This is a genomic window from Cobetia sp. Ld8 (assembly GCF_045066615.1).
In the GTDB taxonomy this organism is placed as follows: domain Bacteria; phylum Pseudomonadota; class Gammaproteobacteria; order Pseudomonadales; family Halomonadaceae; genus Cobetia; species Cobetia amphilecti.
In genome coordinates, this window is record NZ_JBISHF010000005.1 from 1 (window position 1) to 13654 (window position 13654).

Genomic DNA, 13654 nt, shown 5'->3' on the forward strand with positions numbered 1-13654 from the left:
TCGCCTGACGACCATAGCGAGCGTGAACCACCCGATCCCATGCCGAACTCGGAAGTGAAACCGCTTAGCGCCGATGGTAGTGTGGAGTTTCTCCATGTGAGAGTAGGTCATCGTCAGGCACTTATACTGAACCGCCCCTGTAGCCTTGCTGCAGGGGCGGTTCTCTTTGTGCTCAGGAAAAGTTGTGCTCAGGAAAGAATGCGGCTAGAACAGTTTCTCCCTGCAAGAGCCGCGGATGGCCGCCCCACGACAGTCATGAAAAGCTCGTCAGGCACTTGTCCCGCACCGCCCCTGTCGCCTTGCTGCAGGGGCGGTTCTCTTTGTGGTGAGGAAAATTGGCGCGCAGAAAGTCCACGGATGGCCACCTCATGGGAGGCCTGTACCAAGGGCGGTCATGAAAAGCTCGTCAGGCACTTGTTCCGCACCACCCCTGTCGCCTTGCTGCAGGGGCGGTGCTGTCTGTGGCAGTGCATAGGGGGTGCAAGGCGCCCTGCTGAGGAAGGGAGGTACGCAGAGATCCGCCTGTGGACAAGCGGAATCTGGGAGCGGCACCTGAATTATCCACAAGAGCTTGGCGAGCATGAGGTGTTTCCTGGGGTAGGCAAGCCTTGCTGAAACCTTGGGTACAGCCGGCTGATGGTGGGGGCTGATCAGGCGTCGCGGGTTCTGCACCTCAGGGTTGCTCATGTTTTTTACGATCAGGCTGAACTAAAGCTCAATCGGCGACTCTGAGTATGTGAGTTTCGACGTTCCCTTGCTTAGAAACTTGTCTGTGCTATCCCATCAGCAGACTTTTTGCGATCTGGCGCTCCTGCCTTGCAGTCGAGCAGCCTATCCGCCGGTCACTTCCCCAGTGGCCGGTTTTTTTATGCCTGTCATTCTGACGGTGCCTTTGTGGTCTTCGGCGAGCTGTTGCAAAACCCTGGTAGGTCACCTGCAGCGAGACACAAAAAAGCGGCCGGATGAGTGATCATCCGGCCGCTTTGGCATCTGATGTGGCCCTCACGGAGTGAAGGTCACGTCAGTGAGAGGAGCGTCTTAGCTGTTCTGCTCGATGCCCTGGATGTGCCAATCGGCGCCATCACGCAGTTCACGGACCAGGTGCCAGGTCTCGTTGAACTCGTTCTGCTCGCCATTTTCATCCAGCACGCCGTGGAACAGGACCGTCGCTTCCGCCTGCTTGCCAATCTCCTGCACGCTGCCCAGTTCAGCAAACAGACGCACGATCTCGGTACGGTTGTTGGCCGGTTGCTGAGCGCGCTCTTCACGCAGCAGATTGTAGAGCTCTGGCGTGACGTACTCCTGAATGCGCGGCAGGTCGTTGTTGTCCCAGGCGCGCTGCAGCGTCATGAAGTGTTCCTTGGCGCCGCCGAGGAACTGCTCCTTGTCGAACCAGGCCGGTTCGCTGGTCGGGGCACCGCCTGTCAGGCCTGCCCCGATACCACCGGCCGGAGCCAGCGACTCGCCTTGCGGCTGATGCGCTTCACGCGCCTGCACATTGCGCGGCTGGTCATCGTGGCGTGTAGAGGAACCACCACCACTACCTGCCGGCCCGCCGCTCGCCATGGCGGCCTTCTTGCGCGCGCTGAGGAACTTGAAGGCGATGAAGGCGATCACCGCGATGATCAGGAAGTCTGTCATGCGCAGACCATCGAAGGCGCCGCCGAAGAACAGCGATGCCAGCAGGCCGCCTGCCAACAGGCCTGCCAGAGGTCCGGCAAACTTGGACAGGCCGCTGGAGGGCTTGGACTTCGCTGCGGTGCTGCTGTTGGTGGCCTTGTTGCTGCCAAACAGTGAGCTGGAGGATTTTCCGCTGTCAGCGGATCGTGAGTAGCTACCGAAACTCTTGCCGCCGCCGAGGCGCTTGGCCTCTGCGTGTTCGACGCTCAGACCGAAGCCGAGCAAGCCGACCATCAGCATGATGAACAGATGGCGCATGTGGGATCTCCTTGGATGCGCTAGCGTGTAAGTGGAAGCTCCATTCTAGCCTTAGAATCGTCGTGGGAGGACCAATGGACGACGAAAAGTCTCAACACCTGATGGCGAGGCGATCATTGTTGTTGCTGATCGATTTCCAGGCTCGCCTGATGCCGGTTCTGAGTGGCGGAACCGAGGCCATCAACAGTGCCATCTGGCTGGGCGGAATCGCCCAGGCGCTGGAAATTCCCGTCTGGCTGACCGAGCACTGCCCCGACAAGTTGGGCGCAAGTGCTCCGATGACGCATCTACTGAGCGAGCGCACCCGCTGCTTTACCAAGCGCAGTTTCAGCGCGCTGGATGCGCAGGACTTTCGCAAGGCATTGGAGCAGAGTGGCTGTGACCAGTTGGTGGTATGTGGTGCCGAGGCGCACGTCTGTGTGATGCAGACCGTGCTGTCCCTGTGTGGCGCAGGCTATCGAGTGGCGCTGGTCGCCGATGGGGTCGCCAGTCGCCGCCCGCGGGAGGCGGCGCTGGGGGTGGCCCGCTGCGAGGCCGCGGGCGCCAGTATCGTCAGTGCCGAGATGGTGGCGTATGAATGGCTTGGGTGTGCAGATCACGTCCTGTTCGGCGATATTCATCGCCGTTACCTCAAACCGCGTGCCGCAGAACATCTGACTTTCCCTGGGCTGGGCGGATGAGGCGTTAAGTGACCCGGCGGTCACGTATCAGGCGCGTGCCGCGTCGGCCTCACTGCGCGTGAAGACCAGCGTATCGCCCTCAGAGGCGGCATTGGAGAAGCGATAACCGGCCACGTCGAAGTCCTTGAGGTCCTCGGCTGTCTCGATGTCGTGCTGGAGCATCCAGGCGCTCATCAGGCCGCGTGCACGCTTGGCGTAGAAGCTGATGATCTTGGACTGGCCATTCTTCTCGTCCTTGAACACCGGCGTCACGATGCGGTGGCGGAACCCCTTGGCATCGATGGCCTTGAAGTATTCATTGGAGGCCAGGTTGACCAGTATTGGCGTGCCGCTATCTTCCACCGCCTGCTCCAGTGCTGGTGTCAGCGTCTTGCGCCAGTAGGCGTAGAGGTCCTTGCCGGCCGGGTTGCTCAGACGCGTGCCCATCTCGAGACGGTACGGCTGGATAAGATCCAGCGGGCGCAGCAGCCCATAGAGGCCGGAGAGAATGCGCAGCTTGCGTTGTGCGCGCTCAAAATCTTCCTCGTTGAACGAGTCCGCCGCCATGCCCTGATAGACATCCCCCTGGAAGGCCAGCACCGCCTGTTTGGCGTTATCCGGCGTGAAGGGCGGCTGCCATTCCTGGAAGCGAGCGGCATTCAGGCCGGCCAGCTTGTCGGAGAGCTTCATCAGGCTTGCGATGTCCTGCGGCGACTGCTCGCGCAGGATGTCGATCAGCGGTTGAGCCTGCTCGAGAAAATCGGGTTGGCTATGACGGGAGGTCACGGGGGCGCTGTCGAAATCCAGCGATTTGGCGGGCGAAATCACACTCAGCATGTAGACCTCCTGGCAGGGAAAGGTCTCAGTATATCAGGCAGACAAGATGGCCCCGAGTCCGCCAGGACTATCGGGGCCATAGATTGCACTGCGTGACGCCAGAGGCATCAATAGCGGCGGATCAGGAAGACCCCCGCGAACAGCAGCAATACGCCTGCCACGCGCCCCAGCGAAAGATCATGCTGCGGGAAGGTCGCCCAGCCGAAGTGGTCCAACACCACCGAGGCCGTCAGCTGCCCCGCCAGGAAGGTGGCCATCATGGTGGCTGCACCCAGCTTGGGCACCAGTATCACACTGGCCGCGACGAAGAAGGCGCCCAGCAGACCGCCGGTCCAGCTCCACCAGGGGGCCGCTTTCAGAGCGCCGACGCCCGGCATGGGCAGGCGCATGGCCAGCACGATGACGACCAGCGCGATCGAGCCGACCACGAAGCTGACCATGGCAGCCATGAGCGAACTGTGGGTCTGCAGGGCCAGCGTGGAGTTGACGCCAGCTTGAATCGGCATCATGGCACCGGCGGCGACAGCCATGAGGATCATGCTCAATTCAGCGGGATTCATGAGGGGTCCTTGGTCACGAGCAGGCCGGTCATGATGACCGGCCTGTCGGGGTTGTGTATCCGTTACGGGTCAGAGGCGATTCAGGGGCACGGGTTGGGCGCGGTGTTGTGGATCATCTCGATCTCGGCCAGCACTTCCTCGCTCAGCTCCACCTCGAGGCTTTTGATGTTGCTTTCCAGCTGGGTCATCGTCGTGGCACCGATGATGTTGCTGGTCAGGAACGGGCGAGTGTTGACGAAGGCGAGAGCCATCTGGGCCGGGTTCAGGCCGTGACGACGCGCGATGTCCACGTAGCAGGCGATGACGTGCTGAGCCGGCTCGGCGTTGTAGCGCTGGAAACGCTCGAACAGCGTCAGGCGAGCGCCTTCCGGACGGGCGCCGTCCAGATACTTGCCGGACAGGGTGCCGAAGGCCAGCGGCGAGTAGGCCAGCAGGCCGACATCTTCGCGGTGCGCGAACTCGGCCAGACCCACTTCGAAGCTGCGGTTGACCAGGTTGTACGGGTTCTGGACGCTGGCCACGCGCGGCAGGTTCAGGCGCTCGGCCAGATTCAGGCACTGCATCACGCCCCACGGCGTCTCGTTGGACAGGCCGACGGCGCGAATCTTGCCGGCGGTGACCAGCTCGCCGAGTGCCGACAGGCTTTCTTCCAGCGGCGTCATGTCTTCGTCTTCGGTCGGCTGGTAGCCCAGCTTGCCGAAGAAGTTGGTCTTGCGGTCCGGCCAATGCAGCTGATAGAGGTCGATGTAATCGGTGCCCAGGCGACGCAGGTTGTCGTCACAGGCGGCGATGATCTGCTCTCGCGTCAGGCGTGAACCACCGCGCAGGTAATCCATGCCCGGGCCAGTGACCTTGGTGGCGATCTTGACCTGATCACGATTGCCGCGTGCCGCCAGCCAGCTGCCGACGTATTCCTCGGTACGGCCCTGGGTCTCGCCATTCGGGGGCACCGGATACATCTCGGCGGTATCGATGAAGTCGATGCCAGCGTCGAGCGCGCGGTCCAGCTGTTGGTGGGCATCGGCTTCGCTGTTCTGCTCGCCGAAGGTCATGGTGCCAAGGCATAGCAGACTGACGTCGATGCCAGTACGGCCAAGAGCTCTACGTTGCATGCAGGATTCCCCTATCGGGTAGGTGTCAATGTAGCGGGCAGGACGAGTGCTTCCAGCACGCGCGTGGCGCACGGTTCGCGCGCGTACTTTACCCCAAGGATGGCGCACATATTAGCAGCGTAACAAAAACCCACAAGGCGGGCTTGAGTCCCCCCGATTGCGCGAGTATGCTTGGCGCCCCGCTGTCAGGGGAGCAGTCTTTCTAGGCCGCCCGCAAGGGCAAACTGACAGTGTTGGCAAGGAGAATAGCGTCGCGGGCTCAGGATCGGGCCAGGACACGGCGTCACCCCTCTTATTCTGTATCAAGGTTACTCGTCATGCCGCAGGCCCCAACCCTGATGACTGGACTGAAATACCGCCTGGCGGAGCGTCTGTTCCACGCCTCCTGGCTGTCCGGCTCTCAGCAGAAGCATCGTCTGACCATGCGTCTGTTCAATCACTGCGCCAATGCCGGTCACACCGGTGCGTTGTCATTGTACGGGCACATGCTGTTCCAGCGCGGCAACTCCGCTCAGGAAAAGGCCAAGGGCGCGCGTTTCGTCATCAAGGCCGCGCAGGCCGGCGACGTGCATGCTCAGTATCAGGCGGCGCGTATCTATGAGTATGGCTGTGCCCAGTATCAGAGCGATCCGGCCAAGGCCGTGACCTGGTACGCACGTGCCGCCGAGTGCCGCCATGCTCTCGCGGCCCAGCGCCTGGCGCGTGCCTATCGTGAAGGCTCCCTCGGTCTGGCGGTCTGCCCGCACAAGGCCGAGCAGTGGGAAGCCCACGCCCGCACGGGTGGTGAGGCAGACCTGCACTGAGCTGATGTACTGACCGGATGTACCAGCTGATGTACTGCTCTCGCTGCCACTGACAACGCCCTCTTCGTGAGGGCGTTGTCGTCTCTGGCCCTCTCATGCGCGTCTCTTGAACGTGATGCCAGCGTGATGGAGCAGATCGACCTGATGCCTGCGTTGACAGCGTCGCGCTCAGGACTCGCCAAGCAGGGGGCAATTCCCGTAACCTGAGGACATTCAACCTCTTCTCGCCCGGGCCCTGTCTGCCTGAGATACCTTGGGAGATTCGTGTGACGCTGCCTATTCTGCTCGATATTGAAGCCTCCGGCTTTGGCCGTGGTAGCTATCCGATCGAGATCGGGCTGGCGCGTGCCGACGGCAGCAGTTGCGCCTTCCTGATACAGCCTCTTGATGAGTGGGTGCATTGGGACCCCAAGGCGGAGCTGTTGCATGGCATCTCACGGGCACGGCTGGCACGCGAAGGGCGGCCAGTGCGTGAGGTGGCGCAGTGGGTCAATGATGAGCTGGGTGAGGCGGGAATCGCCTATAGCGACAGCTGGGGCTACGACAATACCTGGCTCTCGCTGCTGTTCTATCATGCCGGCATGCTGCCGCGCTTTCGTCTCGAGGCGCTCAGACGGCTGCTCGATGAGGAGCAGCTGAATTGCTGGGCGGAGCTCAAGGAAGCGGTGATCGCCGAGGGTGGCATCCAGCGCCATCGCGCCGGAGACGACGCCCGTCTGCTGCAACTCACCTGGCAGAAAGCCCAGTCGATCGGGCGTAGCGAATAAGCCTCTGCCAGGTGTCTCGGGGTCTACGGCGGGCGGCATGAGCGTCACTGACGTCAGGCCGGGTGTTGTCAGGCGGAGCAGTGAGCACGAGATAGCGCCAATAAAGCCAAAAAAGCGGCAGCCCACTGGGCTGCCGCTTTTTCATGCTGATGTCATCAGCGTCATGACGAGGCTCAGGCGCCCGTCACCGCCAGCAGCACCTTGCCGGTGCTGGCGTTGTCCTGCACATAGGCATGCGCGGCATCGGCTTCCTGGATCGGCCAGCTCTTGTCGATATGCGGGCGCAGCTCACCCCGTGCCAGGCGTGGCCACACATGCACGTAGAGCGCATCCAGCACCATGCCCTTGCCATCGGGGGAGCGCGAACGCAGGGTCGAGCCGATCAGGCGCTGGCGCTTCATCAGCATGCGACCCAGATCCAGCTCATCCATGCGCCCGCCCATCAGGCCGATCAGCACCATGCGGCCATCCTGCTTCAGCACCTGCTGATTGTCGGCCAGATAGCCGCCGCCCACCGGGTCGAGAATCATGTCGGCGCCGCCCCAGTCGTTCACGGCCTCGACGAAGCTGCCATCGTGGCGGTTCCAGCCGGCATCCGCGCCGAGGCGCAGGCAAGTCTCCAGCTTCTCCTGGCTGCCGACGGTCACGAAGCACGGATGCCCGAACAGTCCGCACAGCTGGATGGCGGTGGTACCGATGCCGCTGGCACCGGCGTGCAGCAGCACGCGCTCCTTGTGCTTGAGGTTGCCCTCGATGAACAGGTTCAGCCAGGCGGTGGCGAACATCTCCGGCAGCGCGGCGGCGTCTCGCAGGCTATAGCCCTCCGGCACCGGCAACACCTGCAGGGCGTTGACGACCACTTCCTCGGCATAGCCGCCACCGGACAGCAGCGCACAGACCGGATCACCGACCTTGAAGCGCTCGACGTGGCGGCCGACCTCACGAATGGTGCCACTGACCTCCAGCCCCAGAATCTGACTGGCACCTTCGGGGGGCGGATACTGCCCGGCGCGCTGCATCAGGTCGGCGCGGTTGACGCCGGCCCAGGCCACCTCGATACGCACCTCATCCGAGGCGATCCCGTGCGGGGCCTCGGTTTCCTGCCAGACCAGTGATTCATTCTCGACGGCTATCGCAAACATTCGCTCTCTCCTTAGCGTGGCAGTCGCGCTGCCTGTTCGTACGCGGATGATCTCCGTGCCGGGGCGCATCGGCCGCGGACCACGTGGGCGACTGTCATCTCACTGTACGGGGACTGTGACGCATCTGTCATGAAGTGGCGCGAACCTGACGTGATATCAAGCCCCATGATCCAGACATCGCGTTCCGCACTCCGTGCGGCCAAGGAGAGAGCATGATCGATACTGCCCGCGTCATCGCTGCCAAGTATCCTGCCTTTGCCAAACGTCACCCGCTGATCCGGCGGCCAGCTCTGGCCATGCTACGGCGCCTGGTGCACGAGGGCGAGATCAATGCCTTCCTCGGCGAGAACTCGGACCAGCGCGGCTTCGACTTCATTGACCGCGTGCTCGATCACTTCTCCTTCGGCTACTCGGTGTCCTCGCGGGAGCGCGAGAACATTCCGGCTTACGGGCGTGTCGTCATCGTCGCCAACCATCCGCTGGGGTCACTGGATGGCCTCGCGCTGCTCAAGCTGGTCGGCGAAGTGCGCCGCGACGTCAAGATCGTCGCCAATGACATCCTGATGAAGGTCGAGCCGCTGGCACCCTTGCTGCTGCCGCTGGACAACCTCAGTCGCCGTGGCTATCGCAAGAGCAGTGGTCAGATCTGCGATGCGCTGATGAATGAAGAGGCCGTGATCATCTTCCCGGCCGGCGAGGTCTCGCGTGCAGGCCCGACCGGGCCACGCGATGGCAAGTGGCTGTCGGGTTTCCTGCATTTCGCGCGCAAGACCAACGCGCCGGTGCTGCCTATCCACGTCAGCGGGCGCAACTCGACGCTCTTCTATGCGCTGTCGTCGATCAACCGCAGCTTCGGTACGCCCCTGCTGGCCCACGAGATGTTTCGTCAGCGCGAGCGGCAGCTCAAGCTGCGCATCGGCGAGCTGATCCCGCTGGAGCGCCTCGACAGTGATGCCCTCAATACCAACGCCAAGACGCGCCTGCTGCGCAAGCACCTGTATCGCATCGGGCGCGGCAAGCGTGGCCTGTTCGTGACCGAGAAGGCTATCGGCCATCCGGAGGAGCGCCAGGCGCTGCGTGAGGAACTGACGCCCTGTGAACTGCTGGGCGAGACCCGCGACGGCAAGAAGATCTATCTGTTCGATGCCTTCCCCGGCTCCAGCGTGATGCGCGAGATCGGTCGTCTGCGCGAGATCAGTTTCCGGCGGGTCGGCGAGGGCACCGGCGAGCGGCGTGATATCGATCGCTATGACGCCCACTACCGGCATCTGGTGCTGTGGGATGACGCCGATCTCGAGATCGCCGGTGCCTATCGCATCGGAGAGGTACGCAAGATCATGGCGGCACATGGCGAGAAGGGGCTCTACAGCCCGACCCTGTTCCGCTTCACGCCGGAGATGTTCGAGCGCATGCAGGACGGTCTGGAACTGGGACGCAGCTTCGTGCAGCCGCGCTACTGGGGGCGGCGCAGCCTCGATTACCTGTGGCAGGGGCTGGGCGCCTATCTGCGCTGTCATCCCGAGATTCGCTGGCTGTTCGGTCCGGTCACGCTCTCCAACAGCTATCCGGAGGCCGCCAGGGCACTGATCGTCAGCTACTACCGTCACTATTACGGGGATGATGAGGGGCTGGCGCGTGCGCGGGCACCGGTTGCCCAGAGCGTGCCGGGCAGCGCCGCCCATGAAGCGGAGCGCCTGTTCGATGGTCAGGACGCCGATGGCGATTTCCGCCGCCTGCGTGCCCAGCTGGATGCGATGGGTGTGACGGTGCCGACGCTCTACAAGCAGTACGCCGAGGTCACCGAGCCCGGTGGCACCCGCTTCCTCGATTTCAGTGTCGACGCCGATTTCGGTTACTGCATCGACGGCCTGGTGATGGTCGATGTCGAGCAGGTCACCGCCAGCAAACGGGCGCGCTATATCGGCAACCCCGTTCAGCAGCAGGCCGCCTCGGACGACGCCGTTGAGGCTGTTGGTGAGACGGCGCTGAACTGAGGTGGCGCCCTGCTGAGATGGCGCATTGAGCTGAGACGGCCGCTCGCAGAGTCACTCCCCATGGCGCCGGCGTCATGCGCTTGATGGGGAGTGACGCGCCAGCCTGTCAGGTCTCAGGTCTTACGTCTCATGCCTTACGTCTCGGGCGCCAGTCGCTTCAGCAGGGGCGCTATCTCGCGCTCACTGATCAGGCGTGCGCGAGTGTCCGCATCGAGGAAGCCCGCCTCGACGGTGCGGTCCAGAAACTCGAGCAGGGGCGCGAAGAAGCCGTCACTGTCGAGGACGGCGATCGGCTTGGCGTGAAAGCGCAGGTACTGCCAGGTCCAGGTCTCGAACAATTCCTCCAGGGTGCCAATCCCGCCGGGCAGGGTCACGAAGGCATCCGCCAGTGCGGCCATCTGCGCCTTGCGCTCATGCATGTCCGCCACCTCGATCAAGCGCGTCAGACCGGTATGTGCCTTCTCGTTGCGTACCAGTGCCTGGGGGATCACGCCGATCACCTCACCGCCCGCTGCCAGCGCGGCATCTGCCAGCGCCCCCATCAGCCCGGCGCGCGCGCCTCCGTAGACCAGTCCCCAGCCGCGCTCGGCGATGGCAGTGCCCAGGGCTTCGGCCAGTTGGCGGTGCTGTGGGGAGACGCCCTCGCGGGAGCCCAGATAGACACAGATGCGATGCATGTTGCTCTCCTGAATGTTTCTCGGCGGCGCTCACTGCTGGCTGCCGTGCCTTGATGTCATGTCCTTCCTATCCTACGCGAGTTGTGCGGCGACGCTATGACGCCGGTGAGGAACTCGGCATTGCCCCGTGGCCAACGCGGGTACGTGCTGACTATCGGCGTTGTCGCCTGCATTCGCGGGCCTGCTCTGCTACCCTTGCCGCCCCCGCAGGCGACGGCTGGCGGGCGCTGGCGCCCCGTGAGCTTGCATCGGGATGCACCCCAACTCATCGCGACGTCGTCTTCGACGGACGCGGAACAACAAGGCAGGAGAGGCAGATGGCGCAGGTGCGCGGACGCTTTGCCAGTCGGCTGGGCTTCTTGATGGCCGCCGCTGGTTCGGCAGTAGGACTTGGCAACGTATGGGGCTTCCCGTCCCAGACGGCCAACAACGGAGGCGGGGCCTTCGTGGTGATGTATCTGGTGCTGGCCTTCCTGCTGGCATGGCCGGCCTTGATGGCCGAGCTTGTCATCGGCCGTCATGGTCAGGCCAACATCGTCACCAGCATGAGTCTCGGTCGAGGCATCACCAAGCGCTTCGGCGCGCTGGCGGGCTGGGCGGGCATGCTGACCGCCAGCCTGATCCTGGCCTTCTATGCCATCGTCGCGGGCTGGCTGCTGGGCTATACCGCCGCACCGGTCAGCGAGGCGCTGGGCATGAGCTCCGCCGCCAGCTGGCTGACCACCTTCGACTTCACGCGCAATGTCTCGCTGACGGCGGTCTTCCTCGCCTTGACGATGGCGATCGTGGTCGGTGGTGTGCGCGGCGGGATCGAGAAGTGGTCCACGCGTCTGATGCCGCTGTTGCTGATGCTGCTGGTCGGTCTGATCGGCTACGTGCTGACCCTGCCGGGCGCCGATGAAGGCCTGAGTGTCTACCTGACGCCGCAGTGGGACCGCATCTTCGATGCCGACCTGATGCTGAGCGCGATGGGCCAGGCGTTCTTCTCGCTGTCTCTCGGCGTGGGCGCGATGCTGATCTACGGCTCCTATCTGGGGCCGGAGCAGAACCTGCCGCGTCTGGGCGTACTGGTGACGCTGATCGATGTCGGCATCGCCTTCCTCGCCGGCCTGCTGGTGATTCCGGCCATGTACGCCGCGCGTCATCTGGGCGTCGAGATCTTCGATGCCGATGGCCTGCTCAAGAGCTCGGACACCCTGCTGTTCGACACACTGCCGGCGCTGTTCGGCCAGATGGGCGGCGCAGGTGACGTCTTGATGGTGGCGTTCTTCGCGCTGATGAGCGTGGCGGGCATCACCTCTTCCATCTCGATGCTGGAAGTGCCGGTATCCTTCGTGGTCGAGCGTGGCTGGCTGGGTCGGCGTGCCGCCACCCTGGCCGTCGGTGCCGCCATCATGGCCATCAGCCTGACCATCGCCGCCAACTTCGGGGCACTGTTCGGCCTGGTGATCATGTTGACCACCCAGTACAGCCAGCCGCTGGTCGCGCTGGTGATGTGCCTGCTGGTCGGCTGGGCGATGTCGCGCCATGCGCTGCTCAAGGAGATCCAGAGCGGGGCGCCGGACATCGAGTCCAGCCTGTTCTGGAAGATCTGGCCGTGGTACGTGCGCCTGATCTGCCCGTTGTGCATCGCGCTGGTCTTCGCGCACTCGCTGTAGGCCTGACGCTCGTCCCGACGCAAGAAGCCCGCCAATTGGCGGGCTTCTTCGTCTTCTGCCTTCAAGCCGACGGCATCGGCTCGATCGTCACCAGGGCTCAGGGCAGCTCGGACAGCACGTCGTAATGGGCATCGACCCAGTGACCGATGGCGTTGCCCTCGGCGTAGGCGAGATGCTGGGCGTACTGGGTGTGCAGGCAGCGCACCTGATTCCAGTCACGGATGCCGCCGACGCCACGTTCACGCATCAGGTCGGCGAAGCCCTGGGACTCGATGGCGCTGCGCTCAGCCTCGCTCATGAAGCTCCAGCGTTCGGCGACGTAGGCCTCATGGCTGGCACGATAGCGCGCCAGCAGTTCCTCGTCGGTCTTGAGGCGTTCTTCCAGCCCCTTGATGACGCCTTCGGCCTCGATGCGTGACAGCGAGATCTTGAGGCGTTCATCGCACAGCCAGTAGAGGGTCGGGAAGGGCTTGCCGTCCACCAGCGAATGCATGCGCAGCACCAGCGGAGTGCCCTCGCCATCGGTGGCGGCCACGGCCTGGATGCCGCGCGGCTTGCGCCCGAGCTGGCGCTCGATGATCTCGAGCTCCCGCGCGTCGGGACTATGATTGGTCAGGATCACCATGCTTGCGGTCAGGCTCCAGCACACACTTGTTGGACCGGGATACGGCCCGGAAGAAAGCCTGGTTGAGCTGCTGGGGGCTCGGCACATAGCCATGCCACTCACGCTCGCAGTAGTCACTGCCGCGCGCCATCAGCTCCGGGGCCAGACGATTGAACCAGCCATCATAATCGTAGGGGTCAAGGCCCGGCAAGCTGATGTGCGGGTAGTCGGCGAAGCGCTCACTGAACCAGTGCTCCAGCGCCGCCTCGACCTGCGCATGCAGCTCGGTCATGTCCGGGTAGATCCACTTGCTGTAGCGAATGCCCATCGGGCCTCCTCGCTGACGCGGTGCTGTGGCGGGTGTCTGCCATGGTGTGCCTGGCCCGTGGTCATCAGTCGTCACGGGCCAGCGGGGCGAACTGACCATTGCCCAGCTCACACAGTAACGTGGGGGCGAGCGCTATCTCCAGTCCACGACGGCCGCCGCTGATGAAGATTTCCGCCTGTGTCGCGGCGCTGTCATCGACCCACAGTGGCAGACGCTTCTTCTGGCCCAGCGGACTGATGCCACCGACCACATAGCCGGTGGCACGTTCGGCGGCCTCATGCGCGGCCAGCGCCGCCTTGCGTGCCCCGCAGGCGCGTGCCAGTGCCTTGAGGTCGAGCGTACCGCTGACCGGCACCACGGCGACCACCAGCGGCTGCCGTGCATTGCCGCCTTCCAGCTGGCAGACGAGGGTCTTGAAGACCTGGGCGGGCTCAAGCCCCAGCGTGCGGGCGGCCTCTTCCCCGTAGGCGGGAGCACGCGGGTCGTGGGCATACTCGAGTGTGCGGTGCGGCTTGCCCTTGAGCAGCTTGAGCGCGGGTGTCATGCCGGCACGCTCCCCTCTGAGGTGGCGCTGT

14 protein-coding genes and 1 rRNA gene are annotated in these 13654 nt (G+C 63.7%); 6 read left to right on the forward strand and 9 right to left on the reverse strand.

Annotated features, from left to right (window positions below):
* Positions 1-3 precede the first annotated feature (3 nt).
* Positions 4-119, forward strand: a 5S ribosomal RNA gene (rrf, locus tag ACJJV2_RS00605).
* Between the two features lie 919 nt (positions 120-1038).
* Here the strand turns inward: rrf and ACJJV2_RS00610 are convergent.
* On the reverse strand, positions 1039-1938 hold the full coding sequence (locus tag ACJJV2_RS00610; RefSeq protein WP_107335863.1) for a Tim44 domain-containing protein: 900 nt from the start codon (positions 1936-1938) through the stop codon (positions 1039-1041).
* A 74-nt stretch (positions 1939-2012) separates the two neighbouring features.
* On the opposite strand from ACJJV2_RS00610, the gene ACJJV2_RS00615 reads away from it, so the two are divergent.
* The gene (locus tag ACJJV2_RS00615; RefSeq protein ID WP_235507073.1) at positions 2013-2618 is read left to right on the forward strand and encodes an isochorismatase family protein; all 606 of its coding nucleotides are present in this window, start codon (positions 2013-2015) and stop codon (positions 2616-2618) included.
* Positions 2619-2645: 27 nt separating this feature from the next.
* On the opposite strand, the gene yaaA is transcribed toward ACJJV2_RS00615, so the two are convergent.
* From yaaA to ACJJV2_RS00630, 3 genes are all read right to left on the reverse strand, one after another.
* On the reverse strand, positions 2646-3434 hold the full coding sequence (gene yaaA, locus ACJJV2_RS00620) for a peroxide stress protein YaaA (RefSeq protein ID WP_405277657.1): 789 nt from the start codon (positions 3432-3434) through the stop codon (positions 2646-2648).
* A 107-nt stretch (positions 3435-3541) separates the two neighbouring features.
* Complete coding sequence (locus ACJJV2_RS00625; RefSeq protein WP_043336565.1) at positions 3542-3994, reverse strand: DMT family transporter; 453 nt, start codon at positions 3992-3994, stop codon at positions 3542-3544.
* A gap of 80 nt (positions 3995-4074) precedes the next feature.
* Positions 4075-5106: an NADP(H)-dependent aldo-keto reductase gene (locus ACJJV2_RS00630; protein ID WP_405277661.1), complete on the reverse strand. Its 1032-nt coding sequence runs from the start codon at positions 5104-5106 to the stop codon at positions 4075-4077.
* Between the two features lie 317 nt (positions 5107-5423).
* Here ACJJV2_RS00630 and ACJJV2_RS00635 point away from each other — a divergent pair, with 317 nt between their 5' ends.
* Positions 5424-5909 carry a tetratricopeptide repeat protein gene (locus ACJJV2_RS00635; protein WP_043336560.1) on the forward strand — a complete coding sequence of 162 codons (486 nt, stop codon included), beginning with the start codon at positions 5424-5426 and terminating at the stop codon, positions 5907-5909.
* Positions 5910-6175: 266 nt separating this feature from the next.
* Positions 6176-6676 (forward strand): hypothetical protein, encoded by a 501-nt coding sequence (locus ACJJV2_RS00640; RefSeq protein WP_043336558.1) that lies wholly within the window; start codon positions 6176-6178, stop codon positions 6674-6676.
* 173 nt (positions 6677-6849) lie between these two features.
* On the opposite strand, the gene ACJJV2_RS00645 is transcribed toward ACJJV2_RS00640, so the two are convergent.
* Entirely contained in the window at positions 6850-7818 is a 969-nt protein-coding gene (locus ACJJV2_RS00645; RefSeq protein ID WP_043336555.1) for an NAD(P)H-quinone oxidoreductase, read from the reverse strand.
* 212 nt (positions 7819-8030) lie between these two features.
* Between ACJJV2_RS00645 and ACJJV2_RS00650 the strand changes: the two genes are divergently transcribed.
* Positions 8031-9812, forward strand: a complete 1782-nt coding sequence (locus ACJJV2_RS00650) for a GNAT family N-acyltransferase (protein WP_405277667.1) — start codon at positions 8031-8033, stop codon at positions 9810-9812.
* A gap of 134 nt (positions 9813-9946) precedes the next feature.
* On the opposite strand, the gene ACJJV2_RS00655 is transcribed toward ACJJV2_RS00650, so the two are convergent.
* Positions 9947-10489: a TIGR00730 family Rossman fold protein gene (locus ACJJV2_RS00655; RefSeq protein ID WP_043336551.1), complete on the reverse strand. Its 543-nt coding sequence runs from the start codon at positions 10487-10489 to the stop codon at positions 9947-9949.
* 317 nt (positions 10490-10806) lie between these two features.
* Here ACJJV2_RS00655 and ACJJV2_RS00660 point away from each other — a divergent pair, with 317 nt between their 5' ends.
* The gene (locus tag ACJJV2_RS00660; protein ID WP_192839475.1) at positions 10807-12147 is read left to right on the forward strand and encodes a sodium-dependent transporter; all 1341 of its coding nucleotides are present in this window, start codon (positions 10807-10809) and stop codon (positions 12145-12147) included.
* Between the two features lie 97 nt (positions 12148-12244).
* Here the strand turns inward: ACJJV2_RS00660 and ACJJV2_RS00665 are convergent, their stop codons facing one another.
* The 3 genes from ACJJV2_RS00665 to ACJJV2_RS00675 all read right to left on the reverse strand — a co-directional run bounded on the left by ACJJV2_RS00665 (position 12245) and on the right by ACJJV2_RS00675 (position 13623).
* Positions 12245-12772 (reverse strand): DUF501 domain-containing protein, encoded by a 528-nt coding sequence (locus ACJJV2_RS00665; protein ID WP_043336547.1) that lies wholly within the window; start codon positions 12770-12772, stop codon positions 12245-12247.
* Positions 12750-13079: a hypothetical protein gene (locus ACJJV2_RS00670; RefSeq protein ID WP_043336543.1), complete on the reverse strand. Its 330-nt coding sequence runs from the start codon at positions 13077-13079 to the stop codon at positions 12750-12752. The genes ACJJV2_RS00665 and ACJJV2_RS00670 overlap by 23 nt, the downstream gene beginning before the upstream one ends.
* Positions 13080-13143: 64 nt before the next feature.
* Positions 13144-13623: an aminoacyl-tRNA deacylase gene (locus ACJJV2_RS00675; RefSeq protein ID WP_107335869.1), complete on the reverse strand. Its 480-nt coding sequence runs from the start codon at positions 13621-13623 to the stop codon at positions 13144-13146.
* Positions 13624-13654 lie beyond the last annotated feature (31 nt).

Bases quoted from the DNA above. Each gene is read 5' to 3' on its own strand.
- ACJJV2_RS00670 (WP_043336543.1), bottom strand. From the start codon at position 13,079: ATGGGCATTCGCTACAGCAAGTGGATCTACCCGGACATGACCGAGCTG.
- ACJJV2_RS00615 (WP_235507073.1), top strand. From the start codon at position 2,013: ATGGACGACGAAAAGTCTCAACACCTGATGGCGAGGCGATCATTGTTG.
- ACJJV2_RS00630 (WP_405277661.1), bottom strand. From the start codon at position 5,106: ATGCAACGTAGAGCTCTTGGCCGTACTGGCATCGACGTCAGTCTGCTA.
- yaaA (WP_405277657.1), bottom strand. From the start codon at position 3,434: ATGCTGAGTGTGATTTCGCCCGCCAAATCGCTGGATTTCGACAGCGCC.
- ACJJV2_RS00645 (WP_043336555.1), bottom strand. From the start codon at position 7,818: ATGTTTGCGATAGCCGTCGAGAATGAATCACTGGTCTGGCAGGAAACC.
- ACJJV2_RS00675 (WP_107335869.1), bottom strand. From the start codon at position 13,623: ATGACACCCGCGCTCAAGCTGCTCAAGGGCAAGCCGCACCGCACACTC.
- ACJJV2_RS00650 (WP_405277667.1), top strand. From the start codon at position 8,031: ATGATCGATACTGCCCGCGTCATCGCTGCCAAGTATCCTGCCTTTGCC.
- ACJJV2_RS00635 (WP_043336560.1), top strand. From the start codon at position 5,424: ATGCCGCAGGCCCCAACCCTGATGACTGGACTGAAATACCGCCTGGCG.
- ACJJV2_RS00665 (WP_043336547.1), bottom strand. From the start codon at position 12,772: ATGGTGATCCTGACCAATCATAGTCCCGACGCGCGGGAGCTCGAGATC.
- ACJJV2_RS00655 (WP_043336551.1), bottom strand. From the start codon at position 10,489: ATGCATCGCATCTGTGTCTATCTGGGCTCCCGCGAGGGCGTCTCCCCA.
- ACJJV2_RS00660 (WP_192839475.1), top strand. From the start codon at position 10,807: ATGGCGCAGGTGCGCGGACGCTTTGCCAGTCGGCTGGGCTTCTTGATG.
- ACJJV2_RS00625 (WP_043336565.1), bottom strand. From the start codon at position 3,994: ATGAATCCCGCTGAATTGAGCATGATCCTCATGGCTGTCGCCGCCGGT.
- ACJJV2_RS00610 (WP_107335863.1), bottom strand. From the start codon at position 1,938: ATGCGCCATCTGTTCATCATGCTGATGGTCGGCTTGCTCGGCTTCGGT.